The organism is Pseudomonas fontis (assembly GCF_028656955.1).
In the GTDB taxonomy this organism is placed as follows: Bacteria; Pseudomonadota; Gammaproteobacteria; order Pseudomonadales; family Pseudomonadaceae; genus Aquipseudomonas; species Aquipseudomonas fontis.
This window is the reverse complement of record NZ_JAMDGY010000026.1, coordinates 42297-65352: the sequence shown is the minus strand read 5'-3', so window position 1 is coordinate 65352 and position 23056 is coordinate 42297. Positions and strand designations below refer to the sequence as shown.

25 protein-coding genes are annotated in these 23056 nt (G+C 63.0%); 17 read left to right on the top strand and 8 right to left on the bottom strand.

Annotation, left to right across the window (positions count from 1 at the left end; all coding sequences use genetic code 11):
• Positions 1-83: 83 nt before the first annotated feature.
• Positions 84-980: a LysR family transcriptional regulator gene (locus tag M5G11_RS11535; protein WP_273912946.1), complete on the top strand. Its 897-nt coding sequence runs from the start codon at positions 84-86 to the stop codon at positions 978-980.
• Here M5G11_RS11535 and M5G11_RS11530 read toward each other — a convergent pair.
• Positions 977-1303: an ElaB/YgaM/YqjD family protein gene (locus M5G11_RS11530; RefSeq protein ID WP_273912947.1), complete on the bottom strand. Its 327-nt coding sequence runs from the start codon at positions 1301-1303 to the stop codon at positions 977-979. The genes M5G11_RS11535 and M5G11_RS11530 overlap by 4 nt on opposite strands.
• Positions 1304-1456: 153 nt before the next feature.
• Between M5G11_RS11530 and M5G11_RS11525 the strand changes: the two genes are divergently transcribed.
• Positions 1457-1672 carry a dodecin gene (locus M5G11_RS11525; RefSeq protein WP_273912948.1) on the top strand — a complete coding sequence of 72 codons (216 nt, stop codon included), beginning with the start codon at positions 1457-1459 and terminating at the stop codon, positions 1670-1672.
• Between the two features lie 91 nt (positions 1673-1763).
• Positions 1764-1988, top strand: coding sequence for a DUF1161 domain-containing protein (locus tag M5G11_RS11520; protein ID WP_273912949.1), 225 nt, complete (start codon positions 1764-1766; stop codon positions 1986-1988).
• Positions 1989-2100: 112 nt separating this feature from the next.
• Here M5G11_RS11520 and M5G11_RS11515 read toward each other — a convergent pair whose 3' ends face one another.
• Positions 2101-3105, bottom strand: coding sequence for an LLM class flavin-dependent oxidoreductase (locus M5G11_RS11515; protein ID WP_273912951.1), 1005 nt, complete (start codon positions 3103-3105; stop codon positions 2101-2103).
• 182 nt (positions 3106-3287) lie between these two features.
• Here M5G11_RS11515 and M5G11_RS11510 point away from each other — a divergent pair, with 182 nt between their 5' ends.
• On the top strand, positions 3288-3713 hold the full coding sequence (locus M5G11_RS11510; protein ID WP_273912952.1) for an OsmC family protein: 426 nt from the start codon (positions 3288-3290) through the stop codon (positions 3711-3713).
• Between the two features lie 85 nt (positions 3714-3798).
• On the top strand, positions 3799-4032 hold the full coding sequence (locus M5G11_RS11505) for a DUF1161 domain-containing protein (protein ID WP_273912953.1): 234 nt from the start codon (positions 3799-3801) through the stop codon (positions 4030-4032).
• A gap of 3 nt (positions 4033-4035) precedes the next feature.
• Here M5G11_RS11505 and M5G11_RS11500 read toward each other — a convergent pair whose 3' ends face one another.
• Both M5G11_RS11500 and M5G11_RS11495 read right to left on the bottom strand, forming a co-directional pair.
• Positions 4036-4449 (bottom strand): PA0061/PA0062 family lipoprotein, encoded by a 414-nt coding sequence (locus M5G11_RS11500; RefSeq protein ID WP_273912954.1) that lies wholly within the window; start codon positions 4447-4449, stop codon positions 4036-4038.
• Between the two features lie 52 nt (positions 4450-4501).
• Positions 4502-4915: a PA0061/PA0062 family lipoprotein gene (locus tag M5G11_RS11495; RefSeq protein ID WP_273912955.1), complete on the bottom strand. Its 414-nt coding sequence runs from the start codon at positions 4913-4915 to the stop codon at positions 4502-4504.
• Between the two features lie 69 nt (positions 4916-4984).
• Here M5G11_RS11495 and M5G11_RS11490 point away from each other — a divergent pair, with 69 nt between their 5' ends.
• Complete coding sequence (locus tag M5G11_RS11490; protein ID WP_420793858.1) at positions 4985-6076, top strand: aminopeptidase; 1092 nt, start codon at positions 4985-4987, stop codon at positions 6074-6076.
• A gap of 107 nt (positions 6077-6183) precedes the next feature.
• Here M5G11_RS11490 and M5G11_RS11485 read toward each other — a convergent pair whose 3' ends face one another.
• Together M5G11_RS11485 and M5G11_RS11480 are read right to left on the bottom strand one after the other, a co-directional pair.
• Positions 6184-6834, bottom strand: coding sequence for an HAD family hydrolase (locus M5G11_RS11485; protein WP_273912956.1), 651 nt, complete (start codon positions 6832-6834; stop codon positions 6184-6186).
• Positions 6835-6863: 29 nt separating this feature from the next.
• On the bottom strand, positions 6864-7412 hold the full coding sequence (locus M5G11_RS11480) for a gamma carbonic anhydrase family protein (protein ID WP_273912957.1): 549 nt from the start codon (positions 7410-7412) through the stop codon (positions 6864-6866).
• A gap of 90 nt (positions 7413-7502) precedes the next feature.
• Between M5G11_RS11480 and prlC the strand changes: the two genes are divergently transcribed.
• Positions 7503-9554 carry an oligopeptidase A gene (prlC, locus tag M5G11_RS11475; protein ID WP_273912958.1) on the top strand — a complete coding sequence of 684 codons (2052 nt, stop codon included), beginning with the start codon at positions 7503-7505 and terminating at the stop codon, positions 9552-9554.
• Positions 9551-9817, top strand: coding sequence for a YheV family putative zinc ribbon protein (locus M5G11_RS11470; RefSeq protein WP_273912959.1), 267 nt, complete (start codon positions 9551-9553; stop codon positions 9815-9817). Before prlC ends, M5G11_RS11470 begins: the two co-directional genes overlap by 4 nt.
• Positions 9818-9865: 48 nt before the next feature.
• Here M5G11_RS11470 and M5G11_RS11465 read toward each other — a convergent pair whose 3' ends face one another.
• Positions 9866-11071: an MFS transporter gene (locus M5G11_RS11465; RefSeq protein WP_273912960.1), complete on the bottom strand. Its 1206-nt coding sequence runs from the start codon at positions 11069-11071 to the stop codon at positions 9866-9868.
• Between the two features lie 145 nt (positions 11072-11216).
• On the opposite strand from M5G11_RS11465, the gene M5G11_RS11460 reads away from it, so the two are divergent.
• The 5 genes from M5G11_RS11460 (at position 11217) to M5G11_RS11440 (ending at position 17606) form a co-directional block, all read left to right on the top strand.
• Positions 11217-11720: a MarR family winged helix-turn-helix transcriptional regulator gene (locus M5G11_RS11460; RefSeq protein WP_273912961.1), complete on the top strand. Its 504-nt coding sequence runs from the start codon at positions 11217-11219 to the stop codon at positions 11718-11720.
• An 86-nt stretch (positions 11721-11806) separates the two neighbouring features.
• Positions 11807-13798 carry a M3 family metallopeptidase gene (locus M5G11_RS11455; RefSeq protein WP_273912962.1) on the top strand — a complete coding sequence of 664 codons (1992 nt, stop codon included), beginning with the start codon at positions 11807-11809 and terminating at the stop codon, positions 13796-13798.
• 71 nt (positions 13799-13869) lie between these two features.
• Positions 13870-14928: a PA0069 family radical SAM protein gene (locus M5G11_RS11450; protein WP_273912963.1), complete on the top strand. Its 1059-nt coding sequence runs from the start codon at positions 13870-13872 to the stop codon at positions 14926-14928.
• Between the two features lie 244 nt (positions 14929-15172).
• Complete coding sequence (locus M5G11_RS11445; protein ID WP_273912964.1) at positions 15173-15892, top strand: carbonic anhydrase; 720 nt, start codon at positions 15173-15175, stop codon at positions 15890-15892.
• 196 nt (positions 15893-16088) lie between these two features.
• On the top strand, positions 16089-17606 hold the full coding sequence (locus M5G11_RS11440; RefSeq protein WP_273913014.1) for a SulP family inorganic anion transporter: 1518 nt from the start codon (positions 16089-16091) through the stop codon (positions 17604-17606).
• 162 nt (positions 17607-17768) lie between these two features.
• On the opposite strand, the gene M5G11_RS11435 is transcribed toward M5G11_RS11440, so the two are convergent.
• On the bottom strand, positions 17769-18416 hold the full coding sequence (locus tag M5G11_RS11435) for a hypothetical protein (RefSeq protein WP_273912965.1): 648 nt from the start codon (positions 18414-18416) through the stop codon (positions 17769-17771).
• Positions 18417-18785: 369 nt separating this feature from the next.
• Here M5G11_RS11435 and coxB point away from each other — a divergent pair, with 369 nt between their 5' ends.
• Genes coxB through M5G11_RS11415 form a run of 4 tightly spaced genes read left to right on the top strand, consistent with a single transcriptional unit; the run spans position 18786 to position 23050 of the window.
• Entirely contained in the window at positions 18786-19913 is a 1128-nt protein-coding gene (gene coxB / locus M5G11_RS11430; RefSeq protein WP_273912966.1) for a cytochrome c oxidase subunit II, read from the top strand.
• A 52-nt stretch (positions 19914-19965) separates the two neighbouring features.
• The gene (gene ctaD, locus M5G11_RS11425; protein WP_273912967.1) at positions 19966-21558 is read left to right on the top strand and encodes a cytochrome c oxidase subunit I; all 1593 of its coding nucleotides are present in this window, start codon (positions 19966-19968) and stop codon (positions 21556-21558) included.
• A 25-nt stretch (positions 21559-21583) separates the two neighbouring features.
• On the top strand, positions 21584-22153 hold the full coding sequence (locus M5G11_RS11420) for a cytochrome c oxidase assembly protein (RefSeq protein ID WP_273912969.1): 570 nt from the start codon (positions 21584-21586) through the stop codon (positions 22151-22153).
• Between the two features lie 12 nt (positions 22154-22165).
• Positions 22166-23050, top strand: a complete 885-nt coding sequence (locus tag M5G11_RS11415; RefSeq protein ID WP_273912970.1) for a cytochrome c oxidase subunit 3 — start codon at positions 22166-22168, stop codon at positions 23048-23050.
• Positions 23051-23056: the final 6 nt, after the last annotated feature.

The following is a 23056-nucleotide window of genomic DNA, read 5'->3' as shown; positions in this document are numbered from 1 at the left end:
ACAATGGTTCTACTCTAACCACGACACGCCTCGGTGAAAACCGATAAGATCGCCACAACCTGTCAGGAAAACTCACACGTCATATGTCCAGGGAACTGCCACCCCTCAATGCCCTGCGGGCTTTTGAAGCCACCGCCCGGCTGAACAGCGTCAGTCAGGCTGCCGAACAGCTGCACGTGACCCACGGTGCGGTGAGCCGGCAGTTGAAGGTGCTTGAGGAGCACCTGGGGCTGGCCTTGTTCGTCAAGGACGGGCGTGGCCTTAAACTCACAGATGCCGGCACCCGCCTACGTGATGTCAGCAGCGAGGCGTTCGAGCGTCTGCGCACGGTGTGCGCCGAGTTGAGCCAGGACAGCGCCGACGCGCCGTTCGTGCTCGGCTGTTCCGGGAGTTTGCTGGCACGCTGGTTCATCCCGCGACTGGGGCGCTTGAATGCGGAACTGCCGGCGTTGCGCCTGCACCTGTCGGCGGGTGAAGGCGATCTGGACCCGCGTCGACCGGGCCTGGATGCCTTGCTGGTATTCGCCGAGCCACCGTGGCCGGCAGACATGCAGGTGCATGTGCTGGCGCAGGAGTGCATCGGCCCGGTGCTCAGTCCGCATTTCGCCGGGTTCGAGCGGTTGCGCAACGCGCCGGCCAGTGCCCTGGCCGGCGAGGCGCTGTTGCAGACCACTTCGCGCCCACAAGCCTGGCCCGATTGGGCGCGCCAACAAGGCATCGCCGCGCAATCGCTGCACTACGGGCAGGGTTTCGAGCATTTGTATTATTTGCTGGAAGCGGCGGTCGCCGGCCTGGGCGTAGCGATTGCGCCGCAACCGCTGGTGGCTGATGACTTGCGTGCCGGGCGCCTGGCAGCGCCGTGGGGCTTCTGCCAGACCCAGGCCGCGCTGGCGCTATGGGTGCCGCGCCGCGCTGCGGATGGCCGTGCCGAACAACTGGCACAGTGGCTGCGCGCAGAGCTCGGCCGCCAGGCGGATTAGTCGCCGCGTTTGCACAGCAGGTACGCCGCCAGCAGCCCCAATGCGCCGACGGCTACGCCTGCGGTGGTCCAGGGGTGTTCCTGGGCGTAGTCGCGGGTGGCCACGCCGGTCTGGCGGGTCTTGGTTTTCACTTCCTCGTAGGCGTCGCTGAGCAGGTGGCGCGAGTGGCGCAGGGCGTTCTCGGCATTGCCCTTGAGCGTCTTCAGGGTTTTGCGCGATTCGTCCGAGGCGTCGTCCTTCAGGCTTTCCAGGGATTTGAGCAGGCTTTCGATTTCCGCTTCCATGCTTTGCAGCGAGGCTTTGCGTAGCGAGCTAGTTGCCATGGTGACTCTCCTTGCGGGTGAGTAGGTGTGTAGGTTCCGACTGCGCGGGGTGGAGAAAGTGCGACGCCATCGAACTTTTCCAGGCATTGCCCCCACTCAGGTAAAACAGGCGAGCGCTGCTAGGCTCTATGCACACCTTCAAGGAGAGCAGTCATGTCCGATCACCACACCTACAAGAAAATCGAGTTGGTCGGCTCCTCGCCAACCAGCATCGAAGACGCGATCAACAGTGCCCTGGCCGAAGCGGGCAAGAGCATCAAGCATCTGGAATGGTTCGAGGTAGTCGACACCCGGGGCCATATCAAGGACAACAAGGCGGCGCATTTTCAGGTCACGCTGAAAGTGGGGTTCCGCATCGCCAATAGCTGAGTTATACAGTGCTGGCGCGGGTTTGCGCCTGCGCCTGCGCCCTGGTCTTTTTGCTCTGAACTCTTTTTGATCTGAACAAGGAAAGCGATCGATGAAGAAGCTGGTAGTCGCAATGGGCTTGATGATGCTGGCCGGGACCGCATTGGCGGCTGGCAAGCCGTGTGAGGAGTTGAAGAGCGAGATTGCAGCGAAAATCGACGCCAAGGGCGCCACCGGCTATTCGCTGGAGGTTGTTGATAAAGGCGCGGCCACGGGCGGCAAGGTGGTGGGTACCTGTGAAGGTGGCACCAAGGAAATCGTCTACAAGCGTGGGTGATGTGCCAGGCGTTTGATCCGGGTTGAATGCATCGCCGGCAAGGCCGGCTCCCACAGGAATTTTTCGGTGTAGCCGGACTCTGTGGGAGCCGGCCTTGCCGGCGATGAGGCCCTCAGCCCCCCAGCACTGCCTGAGCCAGCAGCTCATACGAGCGCACCCGATCAGCATGCTCATACAGATCACAGGTAAAGATCAGCTCATCCGCCTGGGTCTGTTCCAGCAGCACCTCGACCTTCGCCTTGACCTTCTGCGGGCTGCCGATCATCGCCAGGCCCAGGAAGCTGCTCACCGCCTCCCGCTCATGGGGCAACCACAGCCCGTCCATGCTCTGCACCGGCGGACGCTGCATCAGGCTCTCCCCGCGCATCAACGCCAGGATCCGCTGGTACACCGAGGTCGCCAGGTAGTTGGCCTGCTCGTCGGTATCGGCCACCACCATCGGCACCCCGAGCATCACGTACGGCTTGTCGAGCACCGCCGAAGGCTGGAAGTGATCGCGGTAGATGCGGATCGCCTCATGCATGTAGCGCGGCGCGAAATGTGAGGCGAACGCATAGGGCAAACCGCGCATCCCCGCCAATTGTGCGCTGAACAGGCTGGAACCAAGCAGCCAGATCGGCACCTCGGTACCATGCCCCGGCACGGCGATCACTTTTTGATCAGGTGTGCGCGGGCCCAGGTAGCGCACCAGCTCCTCGACATCATCCGGGAAGTCATCGGCGTTGCCCGAGCGTTCACGGCGCAGGGCGCGGGCGGTCATCTGGTCGGAGCCGGGCGCACGGCCCAGGCCGAGGTCGATGCGCCCCGGATACAGGCTCGCCAGCGTGCCGAACTGCTCGGCAATCACCAGCGGCGCATGGTTGGGCAGCATCACCCCGCCGGCACCGACGCGAATGGTCGAGGTGCCACCTGCCAGGTAACCCAGCAACACCGAGGTGGCCGAGCTGGCGATGCCATCCATGTTGTGGTGTTCAGCCACCCAGAAGCGGTTGTAGCCGAACTTTTCGGCGTGCTGGGCAAGGTCCAGGGAGTTGCGCAAAGACTGCGCCGGGCCGCTGTCTTCGCGCACCGGCACCAGGTCGAGGGTGGAAATCTTGAGGTCCGCAAGTCGCTTCATGGGGGGGTACATCTCCTGAGCAATCGGCTGGCCACCTGAGGCGGCCCTTCCTTCTCAGTATGGGCAGATCAGCGCGATTCAATGCCGGGTGGCGCAATTGGGCTGAACTTGCCGAACCCGAGGGCCTCTGAAAATTAGGCAAGGCGCGGTACCCCGCGCCTCCTGGCGCTTAAGGAGGCACCATGAAAAAGACAGCATCGGCTATTTGGCAAGGCGGCTTGAAGGACGGCAAGGGACGGCTCTCCACTGAAAGTGGCGCACTGAAGGAAAACCCCTACGGCTTCAACACCCGTTTCGAAGGCCAACCCGGCACCAACCCTGAAGAGTTGCTTGGCGCAGCCCATGCTGGCTGCTTCTCGATGGCCCTTTCGATGATCCTCGGCGAAGCCGGCCTGACTGCCGATCGCATCGACACCATCGCCGAAGTGACCCTCGACAAGCAGCCCGACGGCTTTGCGATCACCGCGGTGCACCTGATCCTCAAGGCCAAGGTGCCCGGCGCCAGCCAGGCGCAGTTCCTCGAACTGGCCAACAAGGCCAAGACCGGCTGCCCGGTGTCCAAGGTGCTCAACGCCAAGATCAGCCTGGACGCCACCCTGGTGGGGTGACGCTGCGCGCGGTCAGAACTGCGGCCTGCTTCTTGTGGTCCAATGGTTGTCGGCAGAGCCTCTGCCGCCACAAGGAGCAGCCCCCATGATCCGCATTGCAATCGCCCTGCTGGCGTCGCTGCTGGCCGCCAACGCCCTGGCCGCACCAAAACCCTGTGAAGAACTAAAGGCCGAGATCGAAGCGAAGATCCAGGCGCGCGGTGTGGCGTCCTATACCCTGGAAATCGTCGCGAACAGCGAAGTGCACGACCAGAACATGGTGGTCGGCAGCTGTGACGGTGGCACCCGCAAGATCATTTACCAGAAGAATGATCGCTAGGCGTCACGGGATGCAGAAGATGTCATTGGACTCTTCGGCCAGCACAGTGCGCTGGGCGTCATACAGGTAGGCGCTGGGCTGCATGGCCGGGGCGCGGGCTTCGATGCGATAGCGCTGGCCGGCCTGGAACCCGTCGTAACGGATCTTCAGGTAGCAGGAGCGTTCGACGGGATCGATCGAGAAACCGCCGGAATGCACTTCGTAGTCGAAGCGCACCGTCAGCTCGTGCGGGCCTGGGGTGACCTGGAAGTAACGTCCGTCATTCAGGCGCTGTCCATCCAGGCGGTCAGCCATCAGCACCTTGCCAGGGGTGACCGTGTAGAGGTCGACCCAGGCCTGTTTGCTATCAACCGGTGGCAGGGGGCTGACACAGGCACCCAGGGTACTCACGGCAAGCAACATCACGGGCTGGCGCATGGCAATCTCCGCTGGCGGGCTACAAGGTACAAGCATAGCGCCATTACCACGCTCAGGTACGCTGACAGCCCGCCGGTAGGCCTTTGCCGACCACATTGCGCTGTTCGTCATAGAGCTTGGCCCAGGGCCGGAAACCAATGCTGCCGGCTTCCAGCTGATAACGCTGGCCGGCATTGAACGCCTTGTACTTCACATTGAGCTGGCAATCGCGCCATAGCGGTTCGCTGACCGGGCCGATATTGCTCGGCGCCACCGGGAACTGGTAGCGCACGGTCAGCTCATGGCTACCCGGCTGAACCTCGAAATAGCGCGTGTCGGCCCAGGCGCGTTCGTCCACTTGCAGGGCATGCAGCGCGTCTTCGTTACCGGGGGCCAGGTCGATCCAGGCCTGGTTCGGGTCGGGTGCGGGCAGGCTGGCGCAGCCGGTCAGGGCCAGTACTGCGCTGGCAACGAGCATCGTTCGCATGGCAAAACTCCGTGGGCAGGATAGTCTTGTGGCCGATGAGCACTGCGGCCAGACGAGACCACCGACGCAATGATTCGATTTTTTCTTTTGCTGCGCTCATGTCCTGGGGCACTCGACCGTCATTTGCGGGCTTTTGTTCCCCTGTTGCTGCTCGGGCTGCTGAGTGGTTGCAGCAGCGTCAGCTATTACAGCCAACTGGCCAGCGGGCAATGGCAGCTGCTGCGCGCGCGCCAGCCGGTGGTCGAGGTGGTGGCCGACCCAACGCGCAACGCAACGCTGCGCCAGCACCTGGCGCAAGCGCAGAAGGCCCGGGCGTTCGCCAGCCAGCAGTTGAAGCTGCCGGACAACCGCAGCTATCGCGTGTACGCCGATATCGGCCGGCCGTTCGTGTTGTGGAACGTGTTTGCCACCCCGGAATTTTCCCTTGAGCCACAAACCCATTGCTTCCCGATTGCCGGCTGCGTGGCCTATCGCGGCTATTACCAGCAGGGAGCGGCCCGGGGTGCGGCGGCGCTGCAAAAGCAGCAGGGCATGGATGTGTACGTGGGCGGGGTCGAGGCCTATTCGACCCTGGGCTGGTTCGATGACCCGATCCTCAACACCATGCTGGGTTGGGGCGATGAGCGCCTGGCGACGTTGATCTTCCATGAGTTGGCGCATCAGCGTGTGTATGTGCAGGACGACACCGAATTCAACGAATCTTTCGCCACCTTTGTCGAGCAGGAAGGGACCCGCCAGTGGCGCGCGGCGCGGGGCCTTGCGCCGTTGCCGGTGGGGGCCGAGCGCCAGCGTGAGCAGTTTGTCGGGCTGGTGCTGGCGTGCCGGGCACGCTTGCAGGCGCTGTATGCGCAGCCGTTGAGCAATGCGGCCATGCGTGCCGGCAAGCAGGCTGAGTTCGAGCGGCTGCGCCGCGACTACTGGCAGCTGCGTGATACGCAGTGGGCGGGGGACAAGCGTTTCGATGCCTGGATCAATGCGCCGATGAACAACGCCAAGCTGTTGCCGTTTGGGCTGTATGACCAGTGGGTGCCGGGGTTTGCCGGGTTGTTTGCTGAGGTGGGCGGGGATTGGCAGGCGTTTTATGAGCGGGTGGAGGTGCTGGGCGCGTTGCCTTATGAGCAGCGGCGTGAGGCCCTGCGAAAATCCAGTGTGCACCCATAACCCTGTGGGAGCCGGCCTTGCCGGCGATGGGCTCCAGCGCAGCCCCACTGGCAAGGCTGTGCCTTGCATCGCCGGCAAGGCCGGCTCCCACAGGTCAGGTGTTGGTCTCAGGTGCGGGTGAAGGCCTGATGCAACTCACCCACCGAAGCAAAATGATACGCCGGCGCCTCAGCCGTCAGCTCTTCATGGCTGCCAAATCCGTAGCCCACCGCCACCGCTTGCAGGCCATTGCTGTGTGCACCGATCAGGTCATGCTTGCGGTCGCCGATCATCAGCGTCTGCGCCGGGTCGAGCCCTTCGCTGTCGAGCAAATGGCGAATCAGCTCGACCTTGTTGGTGCGCGTGCCATCCAGCTCGCTGCCGTAGATCACCTTGAAGTGCCGGGCAAAATCGAAATGCCGGGCAATCTCGCGAGCAAACACCCACGGCTTGGACGTGGCGATGTACAGCGTACGGCCCTGCCCTTCGAGCGTCGTCAGCAGCTCGCCAACGCCGTCGAACACCCGGTTTTCATAGAGCCCGGTGATCTTGAAACGCTCACGGTAGAAATTCACCGCCTCCCACGCCTTGGCCTCATCGAAGTCATAAAACTGCATGAACGCCTGCAACAGCGGCGGGCCGATGAAGTGTTCCAGGCGGGTCAGGTCCGGCTCGTCGATGCCGAGCTTGGCCAGGGCGTACTGGATCGAGCGGGTGATGCCTTCACGCGGGTCGGTGAGGGTGCCGTCGAGGTCGAAAAGGATGGTCTGCTGGTGCATGGCGGTCTCGAAAAAAGGCTGTGGATAACTCACTCGGGCTGATCAAAGCCTTCGGCCAGGTGCTGGTCCTTGAGTTTGACGTAGTTGCTGGCGCTGTACGGGAAGAACGCGCGCTCCTTGTCGGTCAGCGCCCGCGCCTGCTTCACCGGGCTGCCGACATACAGAAAACCGCTTTCCAGACGCTTGCCCGGCGGCACCAGGCTGCCGGCGCCGATGATCACTTCATCCTCGACGATGGCGCCGTCCATGATCGTGCTGCCCATGCCCACCAGGATCCGGCTGCCCAGGGTGCAGCCGTGCAGCATGACCTTGTGGCCGATGGTCACGTCATCGCCGATCAGCAGCGGGAAACCGTCCGGGTTGAACGGCCCGGCATGGGTGATGTGCAGCACGCTGGCGTCCTGCACGCTGGTGCGCGCGCCGATGCGGATGCGGTGCATGTCGCCACGGATCACCGTGAGCGGCCATACCGAGCTGTCTTCACCGAGTTCGACATCGCCCAGCACCACCGCGCTGCGGTCGATAAAAGCCCGTGCGCCAAGCTTTGGCGTGTGGTTCTGGAAGGTCCGAATGGCCATGAATAGCATCTCTCTCTAAGGCTGATAGCTGCGGTCGGCGTCGATTGTAATTAAGATGGTGGCGTGTTTCTTCTGCCAAGGTGTCCAACCGTGAGTGCGAACAACCCGCTACTGCAGCCGTATGACCTGCCGCCCTTCTCGGCAATCCGCGCCGAGCACGTGCTGCCGGCGATTGAACAGATCCTGGCCGACAACCGTAAAGCCATTGCCGATATTCTCAAAACCCAGGGCAAAACGCCGACCTGGGCCGGCCTGGTGCTGGCGATGGACGAGCTCAACGACCGCCTCGGCGCGGCCTGGAGCCCGGTCAGCCACCTCAATGCCGTGTGCAACAGCGCCGAACTGCGCGAAGCCTACGAGTCCTGCCTGCCAGCGCTGAGTGCCTACTCCACTGAGCTGGGGCAGAACCGTGAACTGTTCCAGGCTTATGAAGCCCTGGCCAACAGCCCGCAAGCCGCCGGCTTCGACGTGGCGCAAAAGACTATTCTCGAACACGCCCTGCGCGACTTCCGTCTGTCGGGTATCGACCTGCCGGCCGACCAGCAGAAGCGTTATGCCGAAGTGCAAAGCAAGCTGTCGGAGCTGGGCAGCCGCTTCTCCAACCAGTTGCTCGACGCCACCCAGGCCTGGACCAAGCACGTTACCGACGAAGCGGCGCTGGCCGGCCTGACCGATTCGGCCAAGGCGCAAATGGCTGCCGCAGCCCAGGCCAAGGGCCTTGAAGGCTGGCTGGTGAGCCTGGAGTTCCCCAGCTACTACGCCGTGATGACCTACGCCACTGACCGTGCGCTGCGCGAAGAGCTGTATGCCGCCTACTGCACCCGCGCCTCGGACCAGGGCCCGAATGCCGGCCAGTTCGACAACGGCCCGGTAATGGAAGAACTGCTCGACCTGCGCCAGGAGCTGGCCCAGTTGCTCGGCTACGCCAACTTCGCCGAGCTGAGCCTGGCGACCAAGATGGCCGAGTCCAGCGACCAGGTGCTGAGCTTCCTGCGTGACCTGGCCAAGCGCAGCAAGCCGTTTGCCGCCCAGGACCTGACTCAGCTCAAGGCCTACGCCGCCGAACAAGGCTGCGCTGACCTGCAAAGCTGGGACAGCGGGTTTTTTGGCGAGAAATTGCGTGAACAGCGTTACAGCGTGTCCCAGGAAACCCTGCGCGCCTACTTCCCGATCGACAAGGTGTTGTCCGGCCTGTTCGCCATCGTCCAGCGCCTGTACGGCATCGAGATCGCCGAACAGAAGGGCTTCGACACCTGGCACCCGGATGTACGCCTGTTCGAAATCAAGGAGCATGGCCAGCATGTCGGGCGCTTCTTCTTCGACCTGTACGCCCGCGCCAACAAGCGTGGCGGTGCCTGGATGGACGGTGCGCGTGATCGCCGCCGCACTGAGGCCGGCATCCTGCAAAGCCCGGTGGCGAACCTGGTGTGCAACTTCACCCCGGCGTCGCTGGGCAAGCCGGCACTGCTGACCCACGACGAAGTCACCACCCTGTTCCACGAGTTCGGCCATGGCCTGCATCACTTGCTGACCCGGATCGAGCATGCCGGCGTGTCCGGCATCAACGGCGTGGCCTGGGACGCGGTCGAGCTGCCGAGCCAATTCATGGAAAACTGGTGCTGGGAGCCGGAAGGCCTGGCGCTGATTTCCGGCCATTACGAGACGGGCCAGGCCCTGCCACAGGACCTGCTGGAGAAGATGCTGGCGGCGAAGAACTTCCAGTCCGGGCTGATGATGGTGCGCCAGCTGGAGTTCTCGCTGTTCGACTTCGAACTGCACGCCACCCATGGCGACAGCCGCAGCGTGCTGCAAGTGCTTGAAGGCGTGCGTGACGAGGTTTCGGTCATGCGCCCACCGGCGTACAACCGCTTCCCGAACAGCTTTGCGCACATTTTTGCCGGCGGTTATGCGGCGGGCTACTACAGCTACAAGTGGGCTGAAGTGCTGTCGGCCGATGCGTTCTCCAAGTTCGAGGAAGAAGGCGTGCTCAACGCCGAGACCGGCCGGGCCTTCCGCGAGGCGATCCTTGCCCGCGGCGGTTCGCAGGAGCCGATGGTGCTGTTCGTCGACTTCCGTGGCCGTGAGCCATCGATCGATGCACTCTTGCGCCATTGTGGCTTGAGCGAGGAAGCAGCGGCATGAGCAAGACCAAGAAGCGCTTTATCGCCGGGGCGGTGTGCCCGGCGTGCAGCGAGCCGGACAAACTGATGATGTGGAGCGAAGACAGCGTGCCACACCGTGAGTGTGTTGCCTGCGGCTTTTCCGACACCCTGAATGAACAGGGCCTGTCGGTGCCCAAGGAGCTGGGGACGCGGGTCAATCACGAGCAGCCGAAAGTGGCCAAGCCGAGTGTGCAGACCGTGCAGTTCTTCCCCAATCCGAAGCTGAAAAAGCCTGCCGAGTAATCTCGGGCCAGTCATCGCAGGGCGCCCCCAGGCGCCCTGCGATGCCGCTCAGGCCACCCCTTCCCCCGCGACCTGCTGCGCTTCCCGGATCTTCAAGCCCGGGCGCAGGTACAGCGCCAACACCAGCAACACCAGCACCCCTGCCCCCATGCAGACCCAGGCTTGCGCCAGGCTCGAGGAGTGATCGCGAATCACCCCGGCGATGTACGGCATGGTACTGGCGATCAGGTAACCACCGCCCTGCACAAAGCCCAGCAAGGCCCCGGCACTGGGGGCATCCACAGCGTGGTCGATGGTCACGATCAGCGACAGCGGGAACAGTGCGCCAATCCCCAGGCCCAGCAGCAGTGCCGCCCACAATGCCAGTTGCAACGGTACGAAGATCAGGCAAGCCAGCCCTGCCAGGAGCAACAACAGTGCGATCACCAGCGGTACCCGACGGTCGGGGAACTCGCCTATGTAATACGACACCATCAACCCGGCCACCACCTCGGTCAGCGTCAGTGCGCCGAGCAGGTAGCCGCTGTCTGCGGCGCTCCAGCCCAATTGCACGTAGAACGGCGGCAGCCAGGCCAACACCAGGGTGTAGGCGCCGGTGCCGATGCCGAAGAAGATCAGCAGCAGCCAGGCTCGGCCGGAGCGCAACGGCAGGGATGCTCTGGCCTTGCCCGAGGAAGTCGCGGCGCGAGTCGCGCAGAACGTCCATACCAGCACACCCAGCAGGGCTGGCAGCGCTGCCAGCGCCAGCGTTGCCGACCAGCCGCTGCCCTGCGCCAGCGGGTAAGCCGAGGCGGCGGCAATGGCTGCGCCGCCCATGATCCCGGTGGTGAACATGCCCATCAGTTGCCCGGCGCGTTGCGGGTAATGACCCTTGATGTAGGCCGGCATCAATGCCTGGACCAGGGCGATCCCGGCGCCACCGATGCCGGCGGTAAGGATCAGCCCCCAGGTGTCATGGAACACCCAGCGCAAGCCGCAGGCCAGCGCGATGATCAGCACGCCCAGGCCAATGCCGCGGGTTTCGCCGAGGGTGCGTTGCAGCCAGGCGCCGCTCAGCGCGCAGATGCCCATAGCCACCACCGGCAAGGTGGTCAACAGCCCGGTACCGCCGCTGCTCAGGCCCGTGGCCTGCTGGATTTCAGCCAGCAACGGGCCGATGGCGGCGAGGATCGGCCGCAGGTTCAGGCCAACCAGCAAAATGACCAGAATGACCCCGACGCGATACGCGCGGGAGTCGCAAGAGGAATTCTTCATGGCAGTCCTTTACACGTTGAAGGAGATTCACGGTAATAGCTTAACGTTAAGATAGTTTGCCGTCACAAAAAAGTGCGATAAACCGCATGGACGGCGCAGGGCCTGGCGCATAGGCTTGGCGGCAGCACAATGGAAGGGACTGGTAGTGGAAGATCATGTGGATTTCGTCGTGGCGCAGTGGCAGGCAGCGATGCCTGATCTGGACGCTTCGACCATGCTGGTATTTGGGCGCATGTCGCGGTTGATGAAACACTTGGAGAAGATGCGCGCCGACGCGCTGATGACCTTCGGCTTCAAGGAGGGAGAGTTCGATGTGCTGGCGACGCTGCGCCGTTCCGGGAAACCCTATCGATTGTCACCGACGCAGTTGTACCGCTCACTGCTGGTCACCTCCGGGGCCATGACCAATCGCCTGATGCGTCTGGAGAGCGCCGGCCTGGTTGCGCGTATTCCGGATCCGCAGGATGGGCGCAGTCAGCAGGTTGGCCTGACACCGCAGGGCCTGGCCCAGATAGAGGCAGCCGTGGCCGTGCACACCCAGATCCAGGACATGGCGCTAGGGGCATTGCAGCCTGAACAACGCGCGCAATTGGCCGAGCTGCTCAAATGCGTGATGCTGAGCTTGCCCGGGGAGGTGGCGCCAGCGTGAGTTTCGCCGGTGCTAGATAACTAGTGCATCGGGTGTTGCCCAAGGTCCGAAAGTGTCGCCCCCTACCGGCACTTTCGGACCTCGTCATGACTGACAATCCCCTCCTGCAACCCTTCGCGGTTGCGCCTTATCACCAGCTTGGCCTGCAACACCTGATCCCGGCCATCGAGCAGATCATCGACGACAACCGCCAGGCGGTGCAGCGGATTATCGCCAGCCAGGCCGGGCGGCCGACCTGGGATGACCTGGTGATGGCGATCGATGCGCTGGATGCCCGCCTGGACAAGGCGTTCGCCGTCATGGTCGCGTTGCAGACCCTGGGCGAAGCGTGGATCGCGGCGGTCGACCAATGCGACGACCTGGTCCGCGACTACCGCCTGGAAACCCGCCAGAACGCCACGCTGCTGGCCTTGTACGAAGACTTGGCGAACGGCCCGCAGGGGCAGAACCTGTCACGTTTGCAGAAGGCTTCGCTCACCGCCGCGCGCAAGGCGTTCCGCCTCGCTGGCTGCCATCTGAATAGCGCTGAGCGCGCACACTTGCTGGACCTGGAACACCAGATCAAGACCCTTGAGCACACCTACAGCAGCACCCTCAGAAAAGCCCGCGAAGAGGCCATGCTGATCGAAGATGCCAGCCTGTTGGCCGGGGTGCCCGGGCCTGACCTGGCGTTGATGGCCAGCCGGGCCGAGGCCCATGCCCAGCAAGGCTGGCGGGTGACGCTGGAGCCTTTGTCGTGCCTGCCGATTCTGCGCCATGCCAGCAACCGTGAGCTGCGCGAGGCGGTGTACCGCGCGTTCCACGGCGCCGCCCCGGAAAACACGGCGGTGCTGGGTGAGCTGACGCTGCTGCGCAATGAAAAGGCGCGCCTGCTGGGCTTTGCCCGGTTCGCCGAGCTGAGCTTGCAGAGCAAGGCGTTTGAATCGCCCGAGCAGGTCAGCGCCTTCCTTCAGGGGCTGATCGATCAGGGGCGTGGGCATTTTCTGGAGGAGCATCTACCGGTGCAGGCCTCGGCGCGCAATGCGGGCATCGAGGCGCTGCAGCCCTGGGACATCGAGTTCTATACCCACCACGGCCAGGCCCAGGACACTGGCCTCTCGGAGGACCAGTTCAAGGCGCACTTTGCCTTGCCAGCGGTACTGGACGCGATGCGCGAGTTGGCGCTCAACGTGTTCGGCGTGCAGATCCTGCCCAGTCAGCAGCCGGTCTGGCACCCGCAGGTGCAGGCTTTTGAGGTGTGGAAGGACCATGCCCTGCTCGGCCATTTCTACATGGACCTACTCGCCCGCGAAGGCAAGCCGGACTTCGGCTGGAGCAACGGCCACGCCCGGCATGTCAGCGCCGACGGCGTGTTCCAGTGCGCGGCGGCGTGGATGTACTTTGCCCTGGTGGCGGTGGACGGTGCGCCGGTGCTGCTCTGCCGTCAGGACCTGGCCGTGCTCTACCACGAGTTTGGCCATTGCCTGCACCATTTTCTGGTCGAGCATGGCGACTATCGCCTTGCCAATCTAGAAGCACTGGGCATCGACCGGACCGAGTTCGACGGCGAGTTCGTCGAGCGCTGGACCTGGTCAGTGGATTACCTCATGGGCATTGCGCGGCACGTCGAGACCGCTGCGCCATTGCCCAGGGAGGCGCTGGCGGCCTACCTGGACAAGAAGCGTCATCAGCAATCGAACCTGTTGGCCTGGCAGCTGGCGCAGGCACATTTCGACCTGCAACTGCACCTGACCCACGACGCCGAGCACGATGTCCAGCCCTTGGTGGAGAAGACATTCAATGCGGTGCTGCCGTATGCGCTGGCGGATTTCGAGCGACCTGCCAGTGCATTCGATCACCTGGTCAACGGCTACGCGGCGGGCTTCTATTGCTACCTCTGGTCGAGGATCTACGCGGTGGATGCGTTTGGCCGCTTTGAAGCCGAAGGCGTGTTGAATGCCCAGACCGGCGAGGATTTTTGCGCGACGATGCTGGCCCCGGGGCGCCTGGGCAACCTGCACGATCACTTCAACGCCTTCCGTGGTCGCCCGATGAGCACGCAGCCGTTCCTCACCTGGTCGGGCCTGGCAGCGACCTGAGCGCCGAGCGGTGCTGGCGGCGAGCGGGATAATTTTGTACTGTATATAAAGCCAGTATAAAGGTGCTCGTCATGATCGGCCCAACCCCCGTGCGCGGTCGTGGTACTGCGCACAATCCGCACAACCGCTTCGCCGCGAGCCGCAGCGTGGCCGAGGATGACGGCTGGTACCAGGAAGTGCCGCTGACCCAGGGCACCGAGGTACGCATCGAGACGGCCAAGACCATCATCACCCGCAACAGCTCGCCCGACCTGCCCTTCGACCGTTCGATCAACCCCTATCGCGGCTGCGAGCATGGCTGTATTTACTGCTATGCGCGGCCCAGCCACGCCTATTGGGACCTTTCGCCGGGCCTCGATTTCGAGACCAAGCTGATCGCCAAGACCAACGCGGCGGCGGTGCTGGAGCAGCAATTGTCCAAGCCTGGTTATGTGTGTGCGCCGATCAACCTGGGGTCGAACACCGACCCTTACCAGCCCATCGAGCGAGAGCACAAAATCACCCGACGCCTGCTCGAAGTGCTGCTGCGCTACCGGCACCCGGTCACCATCGTGACCAAGGGTTCGCTGATCCTGCGTGACCTCGACCTGCTGAGCGAGCTGGCCGAGCAGCGCCTGGTGTCGGTGATGATCAGCCTGACCACCCTGGACGACGAACTCAAGCGCACCCTGGAACCCCGGGCTGCCGCGCCCAAGGCGCGTTTGCGGACGATCCGGGTGATGCGCGATGCCGGCATTCCGGTTGGCGTGCTGTGTTCGCCGATGATCCCGATGATCAACGACAGCGAGCTGGAGCATCTGCTTGAGGCCGCCAAGCAGGCGGGAGCGTTGACCGCCGCCTACATGCTGCTGCGCCTGCCGTTGGAGGTGGCGCCGCTGTTCGAGCAGTGGCTGCACGACCATTACCCGCAACGGGCCAATCACGTGTTGAGCCTGGTTCGACAAAGCCGTGGCGGTGAGCTGTACGACAGCCGCTTCGGCGCCCGCATGCGCGGTGAGGGTGTATTCGCCGATCTGCTGGCCCAGCGTTTCAACAAGGCCATCCGCCGCCTGGGCCTCAATCGTCGCGAAGGCTATGCACTGGATTGCACCGCGTTCTGCCCGCCGGGCGGGCAACTTTCGTTGCTCTGACAGCACTACTGGGTAGTGGCCACTAATGTTTTTTTGCTACTATCCAGATCCCTCCTCTTGAAGCCAGAACGCCCGTTCTAGAGCCTTCAAATTCAGTTTCAGTTAAGTTTCGCCGGCTAGCGTAAGGTTTCAGTCCGCCGTGACTGTGATGAATGGCCGGCATCTGTCATCCAAATGACATTGCGTCGCCAGAATCTTTAACCGGTAAAATGGATTTACCTTCGAACCGTCAAGAGGATGAATCATGCAAAAAAAGGAACCCTCTCCGACCGGCCCGGCTGTTGAAGCCGAGAGTGCCGATGCCGCCCTGAAACATATCGTCGACGGCTTTCTGCACTTCCACCACGAAGTCTTTCCGCAGCAGGAAGAGCTGTTCAAGAAGCTCGCCACCGCCCAGAAGCCCCGGGCGATGTTCATTACCTGTGCCGACTCGCGCATCGTGCCCGAACTGATCACCCACAGCTCGCCTGGCGACCTGTTCGTGACCCGTAACGTGGGCAACGTGGTGCCGCCTTATGGGCAGATGAACGGCGGTGTTTCGACGGCCATCGAATACGCCGTACTGGCGCTTGGCGTGCAGCACATCATCATCTGTGGCCACTCTGATTGCGGCGCCATGCGCGCGGTACTCAACCCGCAGAGCCTGGAGAAGATGCCGACGGTCAAGGCCTGGCTGCGCCATGCTGAAGTGGCCCGCACGGTAGTTGAAGACAACTGTCATTGCAGCGACGAGCACGCCAGCATGCAGGTGCTGACCAAGGAAAACGTCATCGCCCAGCTGCATCACCTGCGCACCCACCCCTCGGTGGCCTCGCGCCTGGCGGCGGGCCAGTTGTATATCCACGGCTGGATCTACGACATCGAAAGCGCCGAAATCACCGCGTACGACGCGGCGAGCGACAGCTTCCTGCCGCTGACGGCCGGCCAGCCGATTCCGAGCGCTACGCCCAAGGGCCGCTACTAGGCTCGACTCCCCCGTTTGAGTGACTGACGGCTGCACCTCGCGTGCAGCCTGGCAGTCGGCTGTCCTGAATAAACCAAGAACGCTCTGCCGGGCCGCTGGCGGCTTCCGGCTGCCTGCCAGGTAGAGCGCTCGGCGCAATCGGCCATGGGATTGGCTTCTATGAATGAAAAGGAGCGACAGGGTGAACAAGACACAAATGAAAGCGGCATTGCCGCGTGAGTTGCTGGCTTCGGTGGTGGTGTTCCTGGTCGCCCTGCCCTTGTGCATGGGCATTGCCATTGCGTCCGGCATGCCGCCGGCCAAAGGCCTGATTACCGGGATCATCGGCGGTCTGGTGGTGGGTTTTCTGGCGGGCTCGCCGTTGCAGGTCAGTGGGCCTGCCGCGGGTTTGGCGGTGCTGGTGTTCGAGCTGGTGCGCCAACATGGCATGGCAATGCTCGGGCCGATTCTGCTGTTGGCCGGGCTGCTGCAGCTGCTGGCCGGGCGCTTCAGGCTCGGCTGCTGGTTCCGGGTGACGGCGCCGGCGGTGGTGTACGGCATGCTCGCCGGTATTGGTGTGCTGATCGTGCTGTCGCGGGTGCATGTGATGTTCGACAGTGCGCCGCAGCCTTCCGGGCTGGCCAACCTGCTGGGCTTCCCGCAAACCCTGGGCAAGGCGCTGCCGCTTGAGGCCCCCGGCACGGGCTGGCAGGCCGGTGCACTGGGCCTGGGCACCATCGCCATCATGTGGGGCTGGGAGCGCTGCAAGCCGCAGCGTTTGCGCTTCGTACCGGGTGCGCTGCTGGGTGTGGCGGCCATGACGGCGATCAGCATATGGCTGGCGTTGCCGGTGAACCGCGTGCAGGTGCCGGCGGACCTCAGTGAAGCCATCGATTGGCTGCGCCCTGCCGATCTGATGAACCTGGCCGACCCGAGCCTGCTGGTCGCCGCCCTTGCCCTGGCCTTCATCGCCAGCGCCGAAACCCTATTGTCGGCCGCAGCGGTAGACCGCATGCACAACGGCCAGCGTTCCGATTTCGACCGGGAATTGTCGGCGCAAGGTGTCGGCAACATGCTCTGTGGCGTGCTCGGTGCGTTGCCGATGACCGGGGTGATCGTGCGCAGCTCGGCCAACGTGCAGGCGGGAGCGCAGACCCGGGCTTCGGCGATATTACATGGGCTGTGGTTGTTGGCTTTCGTGGTGGCCATGAGCCGCGTGTTGCAGCAGATTCCGGTGGCGAGCCTGGCCGGTGTGCTGGTGTTCACCGGGATCAAGCTGGTCGATTTCAAGGCGTTTCGCGGCCTGGGGCGTTACGGGCGGATGCCGATGTTCACCTATGCGGCGACGGCGTTGACGATTGTCTTCACCGACCTGCTGACCGGTGTGTTGTTGGGCTTTGCCTTGACCCTGCTGAAGTTGGCGCTGAAGGCGGCGCGGTTGAAGATCAGTGTCAGCAGCCTGGAGCAGGCGGGGCATCTGGAACTGCGCCTGAGCGGCGCGGCGACCTTTCTCAAGGTGCCGGCGCTGACCCAGGTGCTGGACGGGATTCCAGCCGGGACCACTTTGCATGTGCCATTGACCAACCTCAGCTACATCGACCATGCCTGTCTGGAGTTGCTGGAGGATTGGGAGCGGGCGAATGCGGCCAGTGGTTCACAGCTGGTGATCGAGCCGCGCGGGTTGAAGCGCCGCACCGAAGGGCGGGCGCGCACGGCTGTGGGGGTGGGTAGCTGAGGCGCCGGTATTCAGTACAGAGCCTGTGATAGGACTGGGCTTGACGATGACTCTGTGGGAGCCGGCCTTGCCGGCGATGGGGCCTATACGGCCAACCTGTATGTGTGAGCGCTACGCGCTCATTCGCCGGCAAGGCCGGCTCCCACAGAGATGTGCGCAGCTTCACGCCGATTGATCCAGCTCCAGCTCCACACCCAACTGGCGCGACAGGCACGGCCAGCGCTTCCACGCCGCACCGGTGTCCGGGCTGGTCAGGGTTGCGCGGTAGGCTTCCACCGACTCCAGGGCAAAGCTCTCTTCATCCAGCAAGTTGTCCAGCGAATGGTGCACCACTTCATCCAGCTGGTTGGCAAACGCCTCACCGATCAGCTGATGGGCAATCAGGTTCGCCACCGTGGTGTCCAGCGGGATCAACGGCTGCTGGAAATGCTTGATGTACAGGTCGTTCACTTCCTCCACCAGGCGATGCGCCAGGTAGGCTTCGTCCAGCAGGCAATCCAGGCCGACATGACCATTCATGATGTCCGGCGGTTGCAGAAAATATGTTTCGGCGATTTTCAAAACCGGTTTTATCTGCGATTCGATACCGGCTTCGAGCGCTACGGCGTGGGCGGCCTCGAGCAACTCGGGCACCTGGTCGATGTAGGCGGTGACAAAACGCACCAACGCACCCTGGGGATCTTTTTCCGGCAGTTGAATGGACGGATGCAGATGCGGCACATGGTGGGCGAGGTGTTGTTGCAGCTGGCCAGTAGTGGCTTCGTGGTGATGGGCTTTGGTGATTTGATCGCGCACTGCAGCGATATTCATGACAACTCCAAGGAAGACGGATGACAAACGGAAGACATAAGGTAGCTCGCTTCTGAAAAAGCCTAAGACGCATTTGTCATAACCCTTATGCTCGGATATCGCACAGCGGTTATATCGAAATGCCATCATTGCTGTCCAGCCATTGTCTTACAAGGGCTCAAGCCTAAGGCTCATACCTGAACGGGCGATTTTCGGTACTGCGTTGCGCGGTCCGGACCCCTGTCTATACTCCGCTTTGAAAGTGATTTGCTGATGAGGCCCGACTGCTGTCCAGCAGGGGCTCGTCGTCAAAGTCCGCCGTCTTGACGCCGTACCCTTAGCCGTAGGTCCACGCCTCCGGGATAACAAGAACGATAAGGGGAACCCGCAATGATGCGACATCCACATGTCTGGATGGGCCTCCTGCTGTGGTCATTATTCACGCCGGCGCACGCCGCCTGGACCGTGAACATGGCACCAGGGGCGACTGAAGTCAGCAACGCCGTGTTCGACCTGCACATGACCATCTTCTGGATCTGCGTAGTCATTGGCGTCGTGGTATTCGGGGCGATGTTCTGGTCGATGATCGTCCACCGTCGTTCCACCGGCCAGCAACCCGCGCATTTCCATGAGCACACCTGGGTGGAGATCCTCTGGACCGTGGTGCCGTTCCTGATCCTGGTGGCCATGGCGATCCCGGCGACCAAGACCCTGATCGACATCTACGATGCCAGCGAATCGGACGTCGATATCCAGGTCACCGGCTACCAGTGGAAGTGGCACTACAAATACCTGGGCCAGGACGTCGAGTTCTTCAGCAACCTGGCCACGCCCGCCGACCAGATCCACAACAAGGCGCCCAAGGACGAGCACTACCTGCTTGAAGTCGATCAGCCGCTGGTGATCCCGGTGGGGGCGAAAGTGCGCTTCCTGGTGACCGCCGCCGACGTGATCCACTCCTGGTGGGTGCCAGCCTTCGCGGTCAAGCGCGATGCCATCCCCGGGTTCGTCAACGAGGCCTGGGCGCGGGTCGAAAAACCCGGCATCTACCGCGGCCAGTGCACCGAACTGTGCGGCAAGGACCACGGCTTCATGCCCATCGTGGTCGAGGTCAAATCCCAGGCCGACTACGCCACCTGGCTCGGCGAGCGCAAGGCCGAAGCGGCCAAGCTCAAGGAGCTGACCAGCAAGGAATGGACCCTGCAGGAACTGGTCGAGCGTGGCGACAAGGTCTACCACACCACCTGCGTGGCCTGTCACCAAGCCGAAGGCCAGGGCCTGCCGCCGATGTTCCCGGCGCTAAAGGGCTCGAAAATCGCCCTCGGGCCCAAGGAAGATCACCTCAACCTGGTGTTCCACGGCAAGGCCGGCACCGCCATGGCGGCCTTCGGCAAACAGCTCTCGGAAGTCGACCTGGCGGCCGTGGTCACCTACGAACGCAACGCCTGGGGCAACAACAAGGGCGACATGGTCACGCCGAAAGACGTGCTGGCGATCAAGCAGGCGGAAAGCAAATGAGCCGGTTCAACGAAGGTTCTCGCGCAGTACAGCCGATTGCAGGAGACAGGACATGAGTGCAGTGATCGACGACCACGGTCATGCCGACCATGACCACGCCCACGGCCCGGCCAAGGGGCTGATGCGCTGGGTGCTGACCACCAACCACAAGGACATCGGCACGATGTACCTGTGGTTCAGCTTCTGCGCCTTCCTGCTCGGCGGCTCGTTCGCCATGGTGATCCGCGCCGAGCTGTTCCAGCCCGGCCTGCAGATCGTCGAGCCGGCGTTCTTCAACCAGATGACCACCATGCACGGCCTGGTAATGGTCTTCGGCGCGGTGATGCCGGCCTTCGTCGGCCTGGCCAACTGGATGATCCCGCTGATGATCGGCGCGCCGGACATGGCCTTGCCACGGATGAACAACTTCAGCTTCTGGCTGTTGCCGGCGGCATTCCTGCTGCTGGTCTCGACCCTGTTCATGCCCGGTGGCGGGCCGAACTTCGGCTGGACCTTCTACGCCCCGCTGTCCACCACCTACGCGCCGGAAAGCGTGACGTTCTTCATCTTCGCCATCCACCTGATGGGCATCAGCTCGATCATGGGCGCGATCAACGTGATCGCCACCATCCTCAACCTGCGCGCCCCCGGCATGACCCTGATGAAGATGCCGCTGTTCGTCTGGACCTGGCTGATCACCGCGTTCCTGCTGATCGCGGTGATGCCGGTGCTGGCCGGTGTGGTGACCATGATGCTGATGGACATCCACTTCGGTACCAGCTTCTTCAGCGCGGCCGGCGGCGGCGACCCGGTGTTGTTCCAGCACGTGTTCTGGTTCTTCGGCCACCCCGAGGTGTACATCATGATCCTGCCGGCATTCGGCGCGGTCAGCTCGATCATCCCGGCGTTCTCGCGCAAGCCGCTGTTCGGCTACACCTCGATGGTCTACGCCACCGGCGCGATTGCCTTCCTCTCGTTCATCGTCTGGGCCCACCACATGTTCGTGGTCGGTATCCCGGTGGTCGGCGAGCTGTTCTTCATGTACGCGACCATGCTCATCGCGGTGCCCACCGGGGTGAAGGTGTTCAACTGGGTCAGCACCATGTGGGAAGGCTCGCTGACCTTCGAGACGCCGATGCTGTTCGCCATTGCCTTCGTCATCCTGTTCACCATTGGCGGGTTCTCCGGCTTGATGCTGGCCATCGCCCCGGCGGACTTCCAGTACCACGACACCTATTTCGTGGTCGCGCACTTCCACTACGTGCTGGTGCCGGGGGCGATCTTCGGGATCTTCGCCTCGGCGTATTACTGGCTGCCGAAGTGGACCGGGCACATGTACGACGAAACCCTCGGCAAGCTGCACTTCTGGCTGTCGTTCATCGGCATGAACCTGGCGTTCTTCCCGATGCACTTCGTTGGCCTGGCCGGCATGCCGCGCCGGGTGCCGGACTACAACCTGCAGTTTGCCGACTTCAACATGGTCTCCTCGATCGGCGCGTTCACCTTCGGCGCCACGCAGATCTTCTTCCTGTTCATCGTCATCAAGTGCATCCGTGGCGGCAAGCCGGCCCCGGCCAAGCCCTGGGATGGCGCCGAAGGGCTGGAATGGTCGGTGCCGTCGCCTGCGCCCTATCACACCTTCCAGACCCCACCGGAAGTGAAATGAACGCCGTAGCCAGGAGGCCGCTGCCATGAACGAAGGGATCTCGATCAAACGTCTGGTCTTGCGCCTGCTGGTGCTGACCGTGGTGATGTTCGCCTTCGGCTTTGCCCTGGTGCCGATCTACGACGTGATGTGCCGGGCCTTCGGCATCAACGGCAAGACCGGTGGGCAGTATGAAGGCACCCAGGTCAGCGACCCGACGCGTTCGGTGCGGGTGCAGTTCATGTCGACCAATGCCAGCGACATGGTCTGGGACTTCTACTCCACTGCCGACCAGATCGACGTCAACCCGGGGGCGGTCAACCAGATGATCTTCGTGGCCCGCAACCCGACCGACAAGCCGATGACCGCCCAGGCGATCCCGAGCATTACCCCGTCCGAGGCGGCGGCGTATTTCCACAAGACCGAGTGCTTCTGCTTCAGCCAGCAGGTGCTGCAACCGGGGGAGCGCATCGAAATGCCGGTGCGTTTCATCGTCGACCGCGACCTGCCCAAGGATGTGAAACACCTGACGCTTGCCTACACGCTGTTCGATATCACCGCTCGCCAGCCACCGGTCGCCCATGTGGCCACCCCGCCCGCCCAGAGCGCCAGATAAGGAGAACAATCAATGGCCCCTCATGAGCATTACTACGTACCGGCGCAAAGCAAGTGGCCGATCATCGCCACCATCGGCATGTTCATCACGGTATTCGGCCTGGCCACCTGGTTCAACGACATGAAGGCCGGCCGTGATTCCCACGGCCCGCTGATCTTCTTCGTTGGTGCGCTGTTCCTCGCCTACATGCTGTTCGGCTGGTTCGGCGCGGTGATCAAGGAAAGCCGCGCCGGGCTCTACAGCCCGCAGCTGGACCGCTCGTTCCGCTGGGGCATGTCGTGGTTCATCTTTTCCGAGGTGATGTTCTTCGTCGCCTTCTTCGGCGCGCTGTTCTATGTCCGCCACCTGGCCGGGCCCTGGCTGGGCGGTGAAGGGGCCAAGGGCGTGACGAACATGCTCTGGCCGAACTTCCAGTTCACCTGGCCGCTGCTGCACACACCAGACCCGAAACTGTTCCCGCCGCCCAAGGAGGTCATCGACCCCTGGCACCTGCCGCTGATCAACACCATCCTGCTGGTCAGCTCCAGCGTGACCATCACCATTGCCCACCACGCGCTGCGCAAGAACCATCGCGGCCCGCTGAAGTTCTGGCTGGCGCTGACCGTGCTGCTTGGCGTGGCGTTCATCCTATTGCAGGCCTACGAGTACCACGAGGCCTACACCCAGTTGGGGCTGACCCTGCATTCGGGGATCTACGGCGCGACGTTCTTCATGCTCACCGGTTTTCACGGCGCGCACGTGACCATCGGCACGGTGATCCTGTTCGTGATGTTGATGCGCATCTTCAAGGGGCACTTCACCGCCGACAAACACTTCGGCTTCGAGGCGGCCAGCTGGTATTGGCACTTCGTGGATGTGGTGTGGGTCGGGCTGTTTATCTTCGTGTACGTGATCTAGCGGACG